The 15,230-nt window shown below is 39.3% G+C and carries 16 protein-coding genes, 1 pseudogene and 1 riboswitch; of the genes and pseudogenes, 12 read left to right on the forward strand and 5 right to left on the reverse strand.

Features of this window, described 5'->3' with window-relative positions; all coding sequences use genetic code 11:
- Nucleotides 1–224 precede the first annotated feature (224 nt).
- Together ACFOU2_RS25575 and ACFOU2_RS25580 are read left to right on the forward strand one after the other, a co-directional pair.
- Complete coding sequence (locus tag ACFOU2_RS25575) at nt 225–1,577, forward strand: glucose-6-phosphate isomerase (RefSeq protein ID WP_377919149.1); 1,353 nt, start codon at nt 225–227, stop codon at nt 1,575–1,577.
- Between the two features lie 133 nt (nt 1,578–1,710).
- Nucleotides 1,711–2,118: a YugN-like family protein gene (locus ACFOU2_RS25580; RefSeq protein WP_377919150.1), complete on the forward strand. Its 408-nt coding sequence runs from the start codon at nt 1,711–1,713 to the stop codon at nt 2,116–2,118.
- Between the two features lie 23 nt (nt 2,119–2,141).
- On the opposite strand, the gene ACFOU2_RS25585 is transcribed toward ACFOU2_RS25580, so the two are convergent.
- The 3 genes from ACFOU2_RS25585 to cdaS form a co-directional block, all read right to left on the reverse strand.
- Nucleotides 2,142–2,918, reverse strand: coding sequence for an ion channel (locus ACFOU2_RS25585; RefSeq protein ID WP_377919151.1), 777 nt, complete (start codon nt 2,916–2,918; stop codon nt 2,142–2,144).
- 74 nt (nt 2,919–2,992) lie between these two features.
- On the reverse strand, nt 2,993–3,367 hold the full coding sequence (locus ACFOU2_RS25590; protein ID WP_377919190.1) for a VOC family protein: 375 nt from the start codon (nt 3,365–3,367) through the stop codon (nt 2,993–2,995).
- 144 nt (nt 3,368–3,511) lie between these two features.
- Entirely contained in the window at nt 3,512–4,141 is a 630-nt protein-coding gene (cdaS, locus tag ACFOU2_RS25595; RefSeq protein ID WP_377919152.1) for a sporulation-specific diadenylate cyclase CdaS, read from the reverse strand.
- Between the two features lie 471 nt (nt 4,142–4,612).
- Nucleotides 4,613–4,722, forward strand: a riboswitch (SAM riboswitch).
- A gap of 95 nt (nt 4,723–4,817) precedes the next feature.
- Between cdaS and ACFOU2_RS25600 the strand changes: the two genes are divergently transcribed.
- The 9 genes and pseudogenes from ACFOU2_RS25600 (at nt 4,818) to ACFOU2_RS25640 (ending at nt 10,315) form a co-directional block, all read left to right on the forward strand.
- On the forward strand, nt 4,818–4,961 hold the full coding sequence (locus ACFOU2_RS25600) for a YezD family protein (RefSeq protein ID WP_377919153.1): 144 nt from the start codon (nt 4,818–4,820) through the stop codon (nt 4,959–4,961).
- A 114-nt stretch (nt 4,962–5,075) separates the two neighbouring features.
- Nucleotides 5,076–5,789: a phosphoadenylyl-sulfate reductase gene (locus ACFOU2_RS25605; RefSeq protein ID WP_377919154.1), complete on the forward strand. Its 714-nt coding sequence runs from the start codon at nt 5,076–5,078 to the stop codon at nt 5,787–5,789.
- Between the two features lie 18 nt (nt 5,790–5,807).
- Nucleotides 5,808–5,954: pseudogene (locus ACFOU2_RS25610) on the forward strand (inorganic phosphate transporter); the annotation flags it as partial.
- Nucleotides 5,955–5,968: 14 nt separating this feature from the next.
- Nucleotides 5,969–6,190 carry a hypothetical protein gene (locus ACFOU2_RS25615; protein ID WP_377919155.1) on the forward strand — a complete coding sequence of 74 codons (222 nt, stop codon included), beginning with the start codon at nt 5,969–5,971 and terminating at the stop codon, nt 6,188–6,190.
- A gap of 55 nt (nt 6,191–6,245) precedes the next feature.
- Nucleotides 6,246–7,394, forward strand: coding sequence for a sulfate adenylyltransferase (gene sat / locus ACFOU2_RS25620; protein ID WP_377919156.1), 1,149 nt, complete (start codon nt 6,246–6,248; stop codon nt 7,392–7,394).
- A gap of 16 nt (nt 7,395–7,410) precedes the next feature.
- On the forward strand, nt 7,411–8,010 hold the full coding sequence (cysC, locus tag ACFOU2_RS25625; RefSeq protein WP_377919157.1) for an adenylyl-sulfate kinase: 600 nt from the start codon (nt 7,411–7,413) through the stop codon (nt 8,008–8,010).
- 122 nt (nt 8,011–8,132) lie between these two features.
- Nucleotides 8,133–8,927, forward strand: a complete 795-nt coding sequence (gene cobA, locus ACFOU2_RS25630; RefSeq protein ID WP_377919158.1) for a uroporphyrinogen-III C-methyltransferase — start codon at nt 8,133–8,135, stop codon at nt 8,925–8,927.
- Between the two features lie 15 nt (nt 8,928–8,942).
- Nucleotides 8,943–9,722, forward strand: coding sequence for a sirohydrochlorin chelatase (locus tag ACFOU2_RS25635; RefSeq protein WP_377919159.1), 780 nt, complete (start codon nt 8,943–8,945; stop codon nt 9,720–9,722).
- Complete coding sequence (locus tag ACFOU2_RS25640) at nt 9,704–10,315, forward strand: NAD(P)-binding protein (protein WP_377919161.1); 612 nt, start codon at nt 9,704–9,706, stop codon at nt 10,313–10,315. Before ACFOU2_RS25635 ends, ACFOU2_RS25640 begins: the two co-directional genes overlap by 19 nt.
- 304 nt (nt 10,316–10,619) lie before the next feature.
- On the opposite strand, the gene ACFOU2_RS25645 is transcribed toward ACFOU2_RS25640, so the two are convergent.
- Both ACFOU2_RS25645 and ACFOU2_RS25650 read right to left on the reverse strand, forming a co-directional pair.
- Nucleotides 10,620–11,297 carry an MgtC/SapB family protein gene (locus ACFOU2_RS25645; protein ID WP_377919162.1) on the reverse strand — a complete coding sequence of 226 codons (678 nt, stop codon included), beginning with the start codon at nt 11,295–11,297 and terminating at the stop codon, nt 10,620–10,622.
- Nucleotides 11,298–11,546: 249 nt separating this feature from the next.
- Nucleotides 11,547–13,208 carry an AMP-binding protein gene (locus tag ACFOU2_RS25650; protein ID WP_377919163.1) on the reverse strand — a complete coding sequence of 554 codons (1,662 nt, stop codon included), beginning with the start codon at nt 13,206–13,208 and terminating at the stop codon, nt 11,547–11,549.
- A 119-nt stretch (nt 13,209–13,327) separates the two neighbouring features.
- Between ACFOU2_RS25650 and ACFOU2_RS25655 the strand changes: the two genes are divergently transcribed.
- Nucleotides 13,328–14,230 carry a DMT family transporter gene (locus ACFOU2_RS25655; protein WP_377919164.1) on the forward strand — a complete coding sequence of 301 codons (903 nt, stop codon included), beginning with the start codon at nt 13,328–13,330 and terminating at the stop codon, nt 14,228–14,230.
- The last annotated feature ends 1,000 nt before the right edge of the window (nt 14,231–15,230 follow it).

The raw sequence follows: 15,230 nt of genomic DNA on the forward strand, positions 1-15,230 counted from the left end.
CAGACGAAGAATCTGATGAATAAAAAGTAGTAACAAGTTTAGCTAATTGTTACTGCTTTTATTATTGTTTGCCCCATCTTTTTTGTTTGCGGTCCCCGTAAATCAGACAATGTTTTAAAACTTTTAGTCTGTATCCGTTTACAAAAAATGACCCGTCTTGCATTCTGGTGGTTGTTTCGTTAAAGTGTAAGAAGCAGGATAATATTGATATGGAGGAACAAATGATGACACATGTTCGTTTTGATTATTCAAAAGCACTGACTTTCTTTGGTGAACATGAACTTACATACTTACGTGATGCTGTGAAAGTAGCTCACCATTCTATCCATGAAAAAACAGGAGCAGGAAATGACTTTCTGGGGTGGGTGAACCTTCCTGTTGATTATGATAAAGAAGAGTTTGCCCGCATTGAAAAAGCAGCGGAGAAGATTAAATCAGATTCTGATGTATTGCTTGTAATTGGAATTGGTGGTTCTTATTTAGGAGCACGTGCAGCGATTGAGATGATGCAACATTCATTCTATAATGTCCTTCCGAAAGAAAAGCGCCAAACACCGCAAATCTTATTCGTAGGTAACAATATCAGTTCTACATACATGAAAGACATAATGGACTTATTAGAAGGAAAAGATTTCTCCATCAATGTCATTTCAAAGTCTGGTACGACAACAGAACCGGCCATTGCATTCCGCATTTTCCGCAAGCTTCTTGAAGAAAAATACGGTAAAGAAGAAGCGCGTAAACGTATTTATGCGACAACAGACAAAGCGCGCGGGGCCCTAAAAACATTAGCAACGGAAGAAGGCTATGAATCGTTTGTGATTCCAGACGATGTAGGGGGCCGTTACTCTGTCTTAACTGCTGTAGGATTACTTCCGATTGCAGCAAGCGGTGCAAATATCAACGAAATGATGAATGGTGCTGCGGCAGCACGTGAAGACTTCAGCAAGTCAGAGCTAGAGGAAAATGCTGCTTATCAATATGCTGCTGTCCGTAATGCGCTTTACAACAAAGGAAAAACAATCGAAATGCTGATTAACTATGAACCGGCATTGCAATACTTTGCCGAGTGGTGGAAGCAATTGTTCGGTGAGAGTGAAGGGAAAGACCAAAAAGGTATTTTCCCTTCATCAGCCAACTTCTCGACAGACCTTCATTCATTAGGACAATATGTTCAAGAAGGCCGTCGCGACCTATTTGAAACGGTCTTAAAGGTAGAGAAACCTCGCCATGAGTTAACAATTGAGGCGGAAGAAAACGATTTAGACGGCTTAAACTATTTGGCTGGTAAAACGGTTGATTTTGTGAACACAAAAGCATTTGAAGGTACAATGTTAGCTCATACAGACGGCGGCGTACCAAACTTAGTCGTAACATTACCTGAATTAAATGAGTATACATTTGGTTACGTTGTATACTTCTTTGAAAAAGCTTGTGCGATGAGCGGTTACTTATTAGGGGTTAATCCGTTCGATCAACCAGGTGTAGAAGCTTACAAAGTAAACATGTTTGCGCTTCTTGGCAAACCAGGATTTGAAGAGAAAAAAGCGGAATTAGAAAAACGCTTAAATCGTTAAGCTATAAATAAGCCCAACCGTTGCGGTTGGGCTTATTTACGCTTTTTTATGAATGGAAGGGAATCTTGCCGCTTGGTGAAGCGGGATAAAAAGAAAGAGAAGGGACATTCTAATCAAAAAAGGGGTGTGTCCAATGATTGAAATTCCTTCAAAATTAGAAGGGAAATCTTTTAAATTGTTTAATCTGGAGCAAGAGTTAAAGTCTTTAGGATACACAATTGGAGGAAACTGGGATTATGACCACGGTTCTTTTGACTACAAGATTGACGATGAAGTTGGCTATCAATTTTTACGTCTTCCTTTTCAAGCGAGTGATGGACAATTAGATTCAAATGGGACTACAGTAAAATTAGGGCGTCCATACTTGCTTTCACACAAATATCAAATTGGTTTAGATGACCACGTCCATGTAGGCAATGTCAAATCTTCTTTTGATCAATTTTCCGAACCGCAAGACCCTGATGCCGGCTTTCCTGAAAAATATATTGATTTAGGGAAATCATTAGTAAAAGAACTAGAGAATACATTATTAAATAGATAAAGGATTATATTTCCTTTATCTATTTAATCCTGGAAGTCTGTATCGAATAAATGCTGGTACATAACTTGTCCTGCCAAATGATTGGTTCGAATAATCTCGTTGGCCCCGGCGTGCCGGGCATTTAACTCTTGGGTAGGAGTCAGAATTTCTACAATCGAGTAAGCAGAAGGGTTCATGCCTTTCACTGCGATTAAAGTCAAGACGGTTTGCATGTCAGCAAGCTCCTCTGTTTTAGAAGGGTCTGCTGTAATCATTACTTTAGATGCTTCTTGGATATTTGCTCTTTGCAGGGTATGTGAATGGGTAGGGTTCCCTCTAATAAAGTGCAAATAGGGAGTAACCATTGGTTTTTTGGATAGACTTTCATCAATTAATACAAGATGAATACCAAGCTGCGCTTCTATATATTGAGTTAGGATGGACTTTACCCTTTCATTCCAGCCGACAAGAATAATATGTTTCTTTCCTGTGTAGGCTAAACTTCCATCTAGGTATGCATTTTCTTTAGCAACAGCAATAGAGGAGAGCGTAATAAAATATGTACTGATAAATCCTGTACCAAACAAAATTAATATCATCCCCACTACTTTCCCGGCTGCCGTTTCTGGAACAGAATCTCCATAGCCAACGGTTGAAATAGTTACAACGGCCCACCAGATTCCCTCGAACCATGATGCGAACTTTTTCGGCTCCAATAGATGGATGGTAATGCCAAAGGTTGTAATGAAGAAGATACTTAGAACAGCAAGCCGGAATAAGATAGAATGGCGAAAAAAACGAAATAAAAAATGTTCAGGCAAGAAAAAATACCTCCCACATAGATTGATTTTATTATTTCCCAATCTTGATGAAGGTATAATATAAACATTATGTCCTAAGCTTTTGGCTCGAAAAATTCAACCCATTCTCCATCCGGTCCATAGAAAAATAAATATTTTGCTCCGTTTGGCAATGTTGTGATTTCCTCATCGACAAAAGTAACGTTTAATTCTTTTAACCGTTCTTTTTCTTTTTCCAAATCGGAGACAGTAAAAGCCACATGGTGGACCTTTCCCTCAGTGGGTAAATCGCTTCTGTAACCTTGGATGAGTTCAATGATGATTTGTCCATGAAATCCCAAAAAGACCAGGCTAATTTCCGGTAATGACATGAAATCATTCCCCTCTTTAAAAGTAATTAATGTAATAGGAAAGTAGTGAACGTAAAAGTCATCATTCTCTTTTGAATGGGAGTGATGAAAATTGCTTATGTAAAAGTAGTGTTAGGTTTTCTTACATAAATTTTTTTATTATACTTATATCAGAATAATATGGCAATATGTAATAGCTCTATTTTCCTCTTGGAAAAAAAGAGGAAAATACAGGTTTTTCGAGAGGAGGAAGAATGTATCTATTTAGAGAATAGGGTTATTGGTTGAATGAATGGGATATAACGTGCCATCCAAGGCAAAAGAAATGCGCCCCGTTTCTTCAGAGACTACCAATATAAGGGCATCCGAACGTTCTGACAAGCCGATGGCTGCGCGATGGCGTGTTCCTACTTTCTTTTGAGTAGTAACGATTGAGGACAACGGCAAAACATTTGCTGCTGACACGATTTCATTGCCTCTAATGAGAACTGCGCCGTCATGAAGGGGACTTCCTGGATAAAAGATGGACTCAAGCAGAGTGTTCGTTAAAGTCGCTCCGATTGGCACCCCTTTTTGAATGAGACTTCCAACAGTCTGGGTGCGCTCAATTACAATAAGAGCCCCGTGTCTTCTTTCAGATAGATGATGGGCGGCCAGAGATAAAGCCATATGATTTGGGGTGTGGGGGGATAAATACTGCTGTAAATAATAAGAAGCCGCCACAGACTGAATTTCATTGAATTGTTTTTGTAAGGTTTCAAAATCGCATAAGATACAATACTCATCATGATCAAGGCTACTAATCAACTTTTCGGTCTCGAGCATGATTTGTGTTAAGTTTTGCTTGAGCTGGTCTTTAATGGTGTTTGTTAGTGAGAAAGCATGTAAATCCATTGCATTAAGCCTCCAATATGATAACCGTTCCGAAAAACAGATGTTTATTCTGGCAGAACCCTTCATCATCAGGAGGGATCTCTCACTGCTGAAAGGTTCACTTTATTTGTAATGTTTACGAAACAAGGGGGTTTATGCATGAAACAAAAATGATTTCTATGCTCATTATGAATACATATGCTAATATGCTATAATAAAAAGGTTATTTTTTACTTATATATGTGAAACAATTCGCAATAGAAGGAGGTAAAGATGCATCCCTCAAATAAACATGAAAAGCTCCTGGTCATTGTTTGTTTTGTGGTAGCCGTTATTATGCTGTTATCCTTTGCGAGAAATTTTTTTAGTTGAATGAACATAAATAAAAGTTGGATGCCCTATATGAGGAATACTTTTCCTTTATATTTTTTGTGGAATATTTTGAAATATTAGTTGACAATTGACCATGATATGTTAAAATTTGAAAAAACGAACTTATCAAGAGTGGTGGAGGGAACTGGCCCGTGGAAACCCGGCAACCTGCAAATGCAAAAGCAAGGTGCTAATTCCAGCAAAATGTAAACCATTTTGGAAGATAAGGTAAAATAGATTACCTCAACAGTCTTTCTGGAATGGAGGGCTTTTTTATTTGTAATGAATAATGGTGATTGAGCATTCGTCTCTAAGGAGGGCTGTGATGGTAAAGCAAGAAAATATAGATGAAGTATGGAAAAACGTTGTGAAAATGTTGGAGACCATGAAATATGGATCCATTACGCTGGTTGTGCAGGACGGAAAAGTTGTCCAGCTTGAAAAAAACGAAAAAGTAAGGATTCGTTAACAAGTCGCTGACTAGAAAAACTAAAGGCGGTTTTAACCGTTTATAGAGTTAAAACCGCCTTTTTTTATCGGAATAGGCAGTTTTGCCTAATAAGAAGAAAGAGGAGGTTTTAATTTGACAGACCGTTTAACATTTCTAAGTTGGAATGAAGATACTCCCGATTTTCCAACAGATAATGAAACAAAAGGAGCCATTCCGGCTCTAGAGTGGGCTTTTGAGCATTACGGTGATTCTATCGTATACGCCTGCAGCTTTGGGATAGAGGGAATTGTGTTAATTGATTTAATCTCGAAAGTAAAGGAAGACGCCGAAATTGTTTTCCTGGATACCAACTTGCATTTCAAAGAGACATATGAAGTGATTGATGCCATCAAACAAAGATTTCCAAAGTTAAATATCGTCATGCAAAAGCCGGATCTGGATTTGAAAGAACAAGAGATTCTATATGGAGAAGAATTGTGGAAGAGCAATCCAAATCTATGCTGTAATATACGTAAAATTATCCCATTACAACGTGCTCTGGAAGGAGCGGATGCATGGATATCGGGCTTGAGAAGGGAGCAATCTCCATCAAGAAGTAAAACCGAGTTTGTGAATCGGGATTTTCGCTTCCAAAAAGTGAAAGTTTGTCCGCTGATTCATTGGACATGGAAAGAAATTTGGCGATACGTCTATAAATTCGATTTACCTTATAATCGTTTACACGATCAAGGGTATCCGAGCATCGGTTGTGAACCTTGTACGTCTCCTGCTTATGATTTAAATGATCTCCGTTCAGGTAGATGGTCAGGACAGCAAAAGGTTGAATGCGGCCTTCATGAGTCATAAGAGAGAAGTTGAAGTGACATGTTGATTATACCGGCTTTTGTCATCGCTCTTTTCTTTGCTATAAACATCGGAGCAAGCGGAGCGGCCGCTGCTATGGGAGTGTCTTACGGTTCTGGAGCTATTAAACGTCCGGGCACAGCACTTTTTATATGCGCAATCGGCGTTTTTTAGGGGCATATATGGCAAAAGCGTATCGTGACCCAAATGTTAAAGGTTTGGATTGTGTCACCAATCGTTTCCCTTGTCATTTCCTATGTATTAGTAACCCTTTTGTTGAAGGGAGACTTTTATGCTTTTGTAGTTTTAGCCAGCGGTTGTCTGGCTACGGTTGGAATCATCAGTTTGATGAAAACCGCAAAAGAGGAGGAGAATTCGTTCTCGGAAAAAGAGGGGAAAGTTAATTTTTAACCCAAGTAAAAAGGTAAATTTAATATAATTAAAGGGAGGATAATCATCATGAGTCAAAGTATTCCACACGGAGGAACATTAATTAATTTATTTGAACCAACTTTCAACTATGAATCTATTATTCAAGAAATCGAGCTTGATAACACTGCGTTAAGTGATCTTGAACTTATTGGGACTGGAGCATACAGCCCGCTAAAAGGATTCTTGAAAAAAGAGGATTATGATTCGGTTGTAGATTATATGCGTCTTGCAGACGGTACTGTATGGAGCATACCAATTACACTGCCCATTCATGAAGAAAAAGCAAATGAACTCACGATCGGTGAGTGGATAAAACTTGTAAAAGACGGGGTTGTGTACGGTGTGTTAAAATTGGAGCAATTATATACACCGGACAAGGTGAAGGAAGCGGAGCAAGTATATAGAACAAGCGAGCTTGAACACCCAGGAGTTAAAAAATTATTTGAACGGCCAAATGTTTACGCAGCAGGGGAAATTAAGCTTGTCCGCCGAACAGACAAAGATAAATTTGCCTCCTATCATCTTGACCCAAAAGAAACGAGAAGGAAATTTGCGGAGCTTGGATGGAATACAGTGGTTGGATTCCAAACGCGAAACCCTGTTCACCGCGCCCATGAATATATTCAAAAATCAGCACTTGAAATTGTAGATGGACTCTTTTTAAATCCGCTTGTAGGAGAAACAAAGTCGGATGACATCCCGGCGGATATCCGGATGGAAAGCTATGAAGTATTGTTAGAAAACTATTATCCCCAAGATCGAGTTTTCTTGGCGGTATTCCCTGCAGCAATGCGATACGCAGGTCCGCGTGAAGCGATCTTCCATGCAATGATTCGTAAAAATTTCGGGTGCACACACTTTATTGTCGGTCGTGACCATGCAGGTGTGGGCAATTATTATGGCACATATGATGCACAAAAAATCTTTAGTAACTTTACAAGTGAAGAACTTGGCATTACTCTGCTGTTCTTTGAACATAGCTTTTACTGCACAAAATGTGAAGGAATGGCATCGACGAAAACATGCCCACACGGCAAAGAAGACCACATTATTCTTTCGGGAACGAAAGTAAGGGAGCTATTAAGAAACGGAGAACTTCCACCAAGCACGTTTAGCCGTAAAGAAGTAGTAGAGGTTCTTATAAAAGGATTGCAAAGACAGACGGTAAATTCTTAAGCAGGGAGAGATAGACATGGCAGGTGCAACAAATATTACATGGCATGATTCCGCCATCACAAAAAAAGAGCGGAGAGAACAAAATGGTCATCAAAGCTTTATTCTTTGGTTTACGGGTTTATCTGGTTCTGGGAAATCAACAGTGGCGAATGCAGTGGCAAAAGCATTGTTCGACCGTCAAATTCGAAATTATGTATTAGATGGTGATAACATTCGTTTTGGCCTTAACAAAAATCTGGGCTTCTCTGAAGAAGATCGAAAAGAGAACATCCGTCGCATCGGTGAGGTTGCCAAATTGTTTGTGGACGCTGGACAAGTGGTGCTGACTGCGTTTATTTCCCCGTTTCAAGAAGATCGAAACCAAGTACGTCAGCTTGTAGAGGATAACGAGTTTATCGAAGTATACGTGAAATGTCCATTAGAAGAGTGCGAAAAACGCGATCCAAAGGGACTTTACCAAAAAGCAAGAAAGGGAGAAATCCGTCAATTTACGGGCATCGATTCTCCTTATGAAGAACCGGCAGCTCCCGAGCTTGTTGTTGAAACGAACCTTCATTCAGTCGAAGAGTGTGTAGATCAAGTTATTGCGTATTTAGAAGAAAGAAAGTTTATTTAAAGGGAATAAAACTCCGGCATACGTAAAAGGCGGGGCGGAAAATCCTAATGCAAGTATTAAAAGAGCTACTGCGAGCTACGAGCAGGAAATGATATAAGACCAATGTAAAGGGGGGAGACAGAATGGGGAAAGCCTATTTGGTTGGTGCGGGTCCTGGCGATCCAGATTTAATTACAGTAAAAGGACTAAGATGCATACAAGAAGCAGACGTTATTTTATATGATCGTTTAATAAACAAGCAACTATTAGAATATGCCAAGCCTAGTGCAGACTTGGTTTATTGCGGGAAGCTGCCGAATTACCATACCATGAAGCAAGAAACAATTAACAACTTTCTAGTTAAATTCGCTAAAAAGGGCAAGGTGGTAACACGGCTTAAAGGCGGGGATCCTTTCGTATTTGGCCGGGGCGGAGAAGAAGCGGAGGCACTGGCCAAAAATGGAATCCCATTTGAAATTGTTCCAGGCATTACTTCTGGTATTGCAGCATCTGCCTATGCGGGTATTCCCGTTACCCATCGCGACTATAGCGCAAGTTTTGCTTTTGTAACCGGGCATCGAAAAGATAACGAGGAAGATAATATTAAATGGGAAAGCTTAGCTAAGGGAGTAGATACATTGGCCATATACATGGGGGTAGGTAATCTCCCTTATATATGCGAACAATTGATGAAGCATGGAAAAGACGGTGCTACTCCTGTGGCTCTTGTGCACTGGGGGACATATAAGAACCAACTTACTGTCACAGGTACATTGAATACAATTGTGGATATCGTCCAAAAGGAGAAAGTCAAAAATCCAAGCATGATCATTGTGGGTGAAGTCGTCGCGTTACGAGAAAAACTCCGTTGGTTTGAGGGAATCCAACAAATCCAGCAAGAAAAATCTTATGAAGCATATGTGAAAGAAGCTTTTTAAGAGGGGTCAGGTAATATGGAAGCAGTGTTGTATATTTGTCACGGAAGCCGTATGAAAAAAGCCTGTGAAGAAGCGCGTGCTTTTGTAGAAGCATGTATGGAGCGAGTGCCTCTGCCTATTCAGGAATTTTCATTTTTAGAGCTGGCAGAGCCAGCAATCGAACAGGGGTTTCGGCGCTGTGTAGAGCAAGGAGCAACAAAAATCTATGCAGTACCCGTTCTGTTATTGACAGCTGCCCATGCTAAGCATGATATACCCGAAGTCTTAACAAAACTCCATACACAATATCCACATGTGGATATTGTGTATGGCCGTCCTTTTGGTGTGCATGAAAGTATAAGTGACATTCTATATGAAAGAATTTTAGAGACAAAGGTGTCCCTCGATCAAGATTCCCTTGTTCTCCTTGTTGGAAGAGGAAGCAGTGATCCTGATGTAAAAAGAGACTTAGGAGACATCGCCAGCTTATTTAAGAAAAAGTATCAACTAAAACGCGTAGAAATCTGTTTTTTAACAGCGGCGGACCCTATTTTTGAGGATGTGTTGGAAGAGGTTAAAGGCTTTTCCTATTCTAAAGTATTTATCATTCCTTACTTATTGTTCACAGGATTGTTAATGAAGAGGATCGAGAAAGCGGTTCGAACTGTCGAAAACGAGGGCCATCAACAGTTTATCCTCACTCATTACCTGGAATATCATCCACACTTACAGGATGTTTTAATCAAGAGAGTGGAAGAGCTGATGCATTTCCCATCAGGTGAAGGAGACGGATTGACATGTATCCCGTTATGCTAAATTTAGCATCCAAAAAAGTAGTGGTAGCGGGAGGAGGAAAAATTGCTACACGCAGACTTTCCTCTTTAATCGAGACAGGTGCACAAATTCAGGTGGTTTCCTTAACTTTTACGAATACAATCGTGAAATGGGCCGAAGAGGGGAAGCTTGAGGTGCGAAAAAAAGCAATTGAAAAAGAAGATATAGAGGATGCTTTCTTTATTATTGCAGCTACCGATTCTCTTGAAATTAATCAACGGATTGCTGAATGGTCACATCCCCATCAATTAATAAATGTTGTGGATAAAAAAGAAAGCGGAAATATTGTGATCCCGGCCCATCTCAAAAGGGGAGACTTATCCATAACCGTATCCACAAATGGAGCAAGTCCTGTATTAACAAAGCTGATTAAAAATGAGTTAGCTGAAAAATATGACCATTCGTTTGCGGAATTTGTCTCTTTCTTAAAACAATGTCGAGAAATCATTCATGGCAGTGCCTTGGAGGAGGAGAGTAAACTTCGATTACTCAAGGAATGTGCCCAGCCTTCTTATCTGGAGAAGCCTGACTTGCGTTTACAGTTTTTGCAGCGAATAAGAGAACTAAGGGGCTGACCGTAAGTTTCTAAGTAGGTATGAAAAAATAGTTTTAACTGAAGGGCTCCGTCACCTAAAACTTTGATTTTATCAGGTTTCTCGTGGCGGGGCATTTCGGGAAGAGGGGGCAAAAGGTTCATTTTGGATACCTTTTGCCCTTTTTTCTTAATTAATGGCTAACACAAAGCCATCATTCCATTTCTATCCATCCATTTGCTTTTTAGAATTATGACTGTATACCTTTACCTTTTCGCTCCTCGTTTCCATCTATCCTATATGCTGAAAATGTACGCGAGGAGCACATCCTTCGTGACGAAGAGAATTATAAGCTTTCAATTTCTATACTTCGAATCCCTTCAATTTTACGAACTTCATAATAAACATCTGTAGTCGGTTTCTTTTGGTGAACTAGAATCTTCATCTGAATAAATTGCTCATTCGTATCCAGGTCTTTAATCCGAATATGTTTTAATGTAATATCATTTTCCTTAACTTGATTCGTGATGTCTGTGATATTGTGTTGGTCCGACACTTTAAGTCGAAGGAGAATTTCTTTTTCCTGCAACTGCTTTGGACCTAATAACCTTAAAATAAGCGGCAATAGTTCTACACTGATAATAAGCAATATGACTCCTGTCATAGCTTCCAGAAAAAAGCCTGCCCCAACGGCAATCCCGATACCGGCAGCTCCCCAAATCATAGCAGCTGTTGTTAAGCCGGAGATGCTGTCATTTCCTCGTCGTAAAATTACTCCTGCTCCCAAAAAACCGATTCCAGATACGATTTGGGCGGCCAGGCGCAGAGGGTCCATTGTAATATGATCGGGTTTCTCGAATACATAGGCTGATTCAATTGAAACAATGGTTAATAAACAGCTTACGATACAAATAACAAGAGAAGTTTTAAGGCCTACTGGTTTTCGTTTCAATTCTCTCTCGAGGCCTATGATGAGCCCTAATATTGCTGAAATACCCAGCTTTAAAAAAAATTGATGTTCCATTGTCATCACCTGCTTTTGCTTTAATGATGTATCCTGCCTGCTGAAATAAGGACATGACAAGGGATGGATTTATTCTCATCATTATATGAGAAAAGGGAGAAATTATGTAGAGACAAAAAAGAGGGATGTTCACGAAAAGCGGCGAACATCCAGTTTGGAGACAGCCCCATGAATCTTGTAATTAAGTGTTTTAATGCCGGCTGTGGTAAAAAACTTTTAATATGGAATACCTCTCAAGTTTATGCAATTCTATACTGTTTTTAAGTGATTTGTACTAATCCATCCTTGGGCGTCTTGTTTTAATTTATATTTTTGAATTTTCCCTGAAGCTGTCATCGGGAAGTTATCGACAAACATGACATACTCTGGAATTTTGTAATGCGCAAGCTGTCCTGTACAAAACTCTCTTATTTCTTCCGTGGAGAGAGAAGAACCTTCTTTTAATTTAATACATGCCATTACTTTTTCTCCATATTTCTCATCAGGTACTCCGATAACTTGTACATCGAGGATATTGGGGTGATGGTATAAAAATTCTTCGATTTCACGAGGATAGATATTCTCTCCACCGCGAATAATCATATCTTTTAAACGACCTGTAATTTTTACATAACCCTCTTCATCCATCGTGGCTAAGTCCCCGGTATGGAGCCAACCCTCTGGATCGATTACATTTTGAGTTGCATCCGGCATATTATAGTAACCCTTCATGACCAAATAGCCACGTGTACACAGTTCCCCTTGAACACCTCTTGGAACCTTAAGACCGGTAACAGGGTCGATAATTTTTACTTCGACATGCGGGTGCGTTTTTCCTACTGTTTCTACTCTTCTTTCGATGGGATCTGTCGTAGTTGTTTGTGTGATAACGGGGGAAGATTCTGTTTGGCCGTAAGCGATTGTAATTTCCCTCATCCCCATTTCATTCATGACTCGTTTCATCACTTCTATTGGACAAGGAGACCCGGCCATAATTCCTGTTCGCAAAGTGGATAAGTCATATTTTTTAAAGGTAGGATGATTTAGCTCTGCGATAAACATAGTTGGAACGCCATGCAAGCCTGTACACTTTTCCTTGTCAACTGTTTGCAAAACAAGCTCTGGGTTAAATTCGACAATCGGAACCATAGTAGCCCCCACAGATACGCAGGCAAGAACTCCCAGCACGCAGCCAAAGCAATGAAAATAAGGAACGGGAATACATAAACGATCTTCGTTCGTTAACTTCATGGCTTGTGCGACTAGATAACCGTTATTTGCAATATTGTAATGTGTCAGCATAACACCTTTAGGAAATCCTGTTGTTCCTGATGTATATTGCATGTTAATGACGTCATTCGGGAGCAGGGATTCCTCACGTTCGGTCAACTCGGCATCGGGTACTTCTTTGCCCAATTCAATGAATTGATCCCACTTTTTCATATAGTTCGGGATTTCGCCATTTCCTATGTACACTAAGTTTTGTAACATTGGAAGAATAGATTCCGGATGATGGTTGGAGGAGCTTTGCAGGAACTTTTGGTGTGTGAGTTGTTGGATAATTGATAAGTAAGATGTACCTTTGAATCCTTCTATGAAGAAAAGGGTTGTGGAGTCAGATTGCTTTAATAAATACTTCAGCTCGTTCGTCTGATAGCTCGTATTCACAGTAACAAGTACGGCACCTATTCGCGCAGAAGCGAATTGTAAGAGAAGCCACTCGGGAACATTTGTTGCCCACACAGCGATGTGCTCTCCTTTTTTAATTCCTAAGCCAAGTAAAGCCTTGGCAATCTTAGTGGTCTCATCATAAAATTGTTTATAAGTATACCTCAGCCCTTCTTGAGAATATACAACGGCTTCTTGATCGCCATATTGGTCTACTGCATGCTTTAACAGCTGACCGATTGTTTCTTTTTTTAGCTGCACCATATAGAACCTCCTGTATCAATAGTTTGGATGCGTTTACAACAATAGTAACAAAACAATTTGTAATATTTCAAAATAAATCTTCGACAAATTTTTTAGAAGTTATGAAAGAAGGTAATAGAATGGTGCGGGCTTATTTTGCTGTGTTAATAGGAGTTATATCCGTTTCAACGTCTGCTGTGTTAGTGAAGCTATCCACGGCTCCGGTGGGAGTGATTGCTTTTTACCGTCTGTTTTTTTCTTCCTTGTTTTTGGCTCCTTTGTTTTTTCATAAGCATACGAAAGCAGTGAAACGGTTTTCGAAAAAAGAATGGAATTATTCAATCATGGCTGGAGTATTTCTTGCATTTCATTTTATCTTATGGTTTGAATCGCTCCGGTATACTTCTGTGGCCAGCTCGGTTGTGATTGTGACTTTGCAGCCGTTATTCTCATTTGTGGGAGCCTATCTCTTATTTAAAGAAAGAATAAATGCAGCATCCATACTGTGTGGAATATGTGCATTGGGAGGAAGTTTTATTATTAGCTGGGGGGATTTTTATATTAGTGGTAAGGCAATAGTTGGCGATGCCCTTGCTTTTATCTCTTGCGGATTGATTACTGCTTATTTGTTGCTGGGGCAGGAAGTCAGAAAGAAAATCGATGTTGTTCCTTATACATTCGTCGTTTATACTATCAGCTCTATCACTCTCTTCATGTATGTACTGACAAAACAGGAGGCATTCTTTTCGTATGATTGGAAAGAGTGGATGTTGTTTATTTTATTAGCGGTTTTCCCTACGCTGCTAGGGCATTCTTTATTTAATTGGGCATTAAAGTATGTTAGTACGTCGATCATTTCAATGGCAATTTTGTTTGAGCCTGTAGGAGCTACTGTGTTGGCTTACTTCTTGTTGAACGAAGAAGTGGTGAAATCTCAAATTGCAGGTGGTGGGGTAATCTTTATAAGTGTGGCCGTCTTTTTGTTGTTACAAAGAAAAAATACCCTTCAACTAGAAAAGGGCATGAATTCGACATCATATTAAATCATGAAAATGAGAAGCGAATAAAGAAAAAATAAAACCTAGGGTAGACATAAGTATAAAAGGGAGTCCGTTTACTTTTTCATTTTCGTTGGCAATTCGTATTCCTTCCCAGTAAGCGGAATAAATAAGCAAGATAGCCATACATAATGATAAAAGCATAGCGAACTTCGTTATCTCTATCACTGTGTGTACCTCCCTGTCATTCTTGATATAACTGTTACTAGAATCTATGTTTTTTATAGAGAAGATATGATAGAAATTTAAGAGATGAATGGAGAGTGAACCAGGGGCAAAAAATGAGAGGGTGTTACTTCCCTCTTGTGATCGTAATGTTCGCTTTATAAAAAAATAATGATGAAGGTGAAAAAAAGGTTAGAACTCAAGAGTTCACTCTCAGCTAAAAGGCTCCCCTTGTGGGTTGTTGCATTGCTTTTTTCTTCTTTTTTACTATACATCATATTTTAAGAAAACAACAACTCAAAATATTGTGTTCGATTTTATGTGGGGAAAAGAAGGGATATACTATGAAGGATGAGTTGTTTTCGGCAAAGTGAATAAGGAGAGATGGGAGCTCTAGAAATTCTCGATACTTCAAATGAACCTTTTTAGATGATGCATAACAAAATTCGTCATAATATGTTATAAAGAGGTAAGGGACCAATGTCTATATGTTTAATAATTTTTTAAAAAAACTATTGCATTATAAAAATGACCATGATATATTTATATTCGTCGCTGCGATGAATAAAAACATCGGAAAGCGAAAATAGAAACAAACAAAAAAGTTGTTGACAAGCTGATGGCTTTTTTGTTAAGATTAAAAAGTCGCTCACAAGCGATGGTGAACTTTGAAAACTGAACAAACGAACAAACGTCAACGTTAATTCTTTTTATTAGAGTAGGAACATCGACTAAGAACGTCACGTCCTGTGACAACGTCGATGTCAGCACATCCATGTGCTAGTTCAAACATTTCTTCGGAGAGTTTGATCCTGGCTCA

Source organism: Bacillus songklensis, from assembly GCF_042649685.1.
Classification (GTDB): Bacteria; Bacillota; Bacilli; order Bacillales; family Bacillaceae_H; genus Bacillus_BA; species Bacillus_BA songklensis.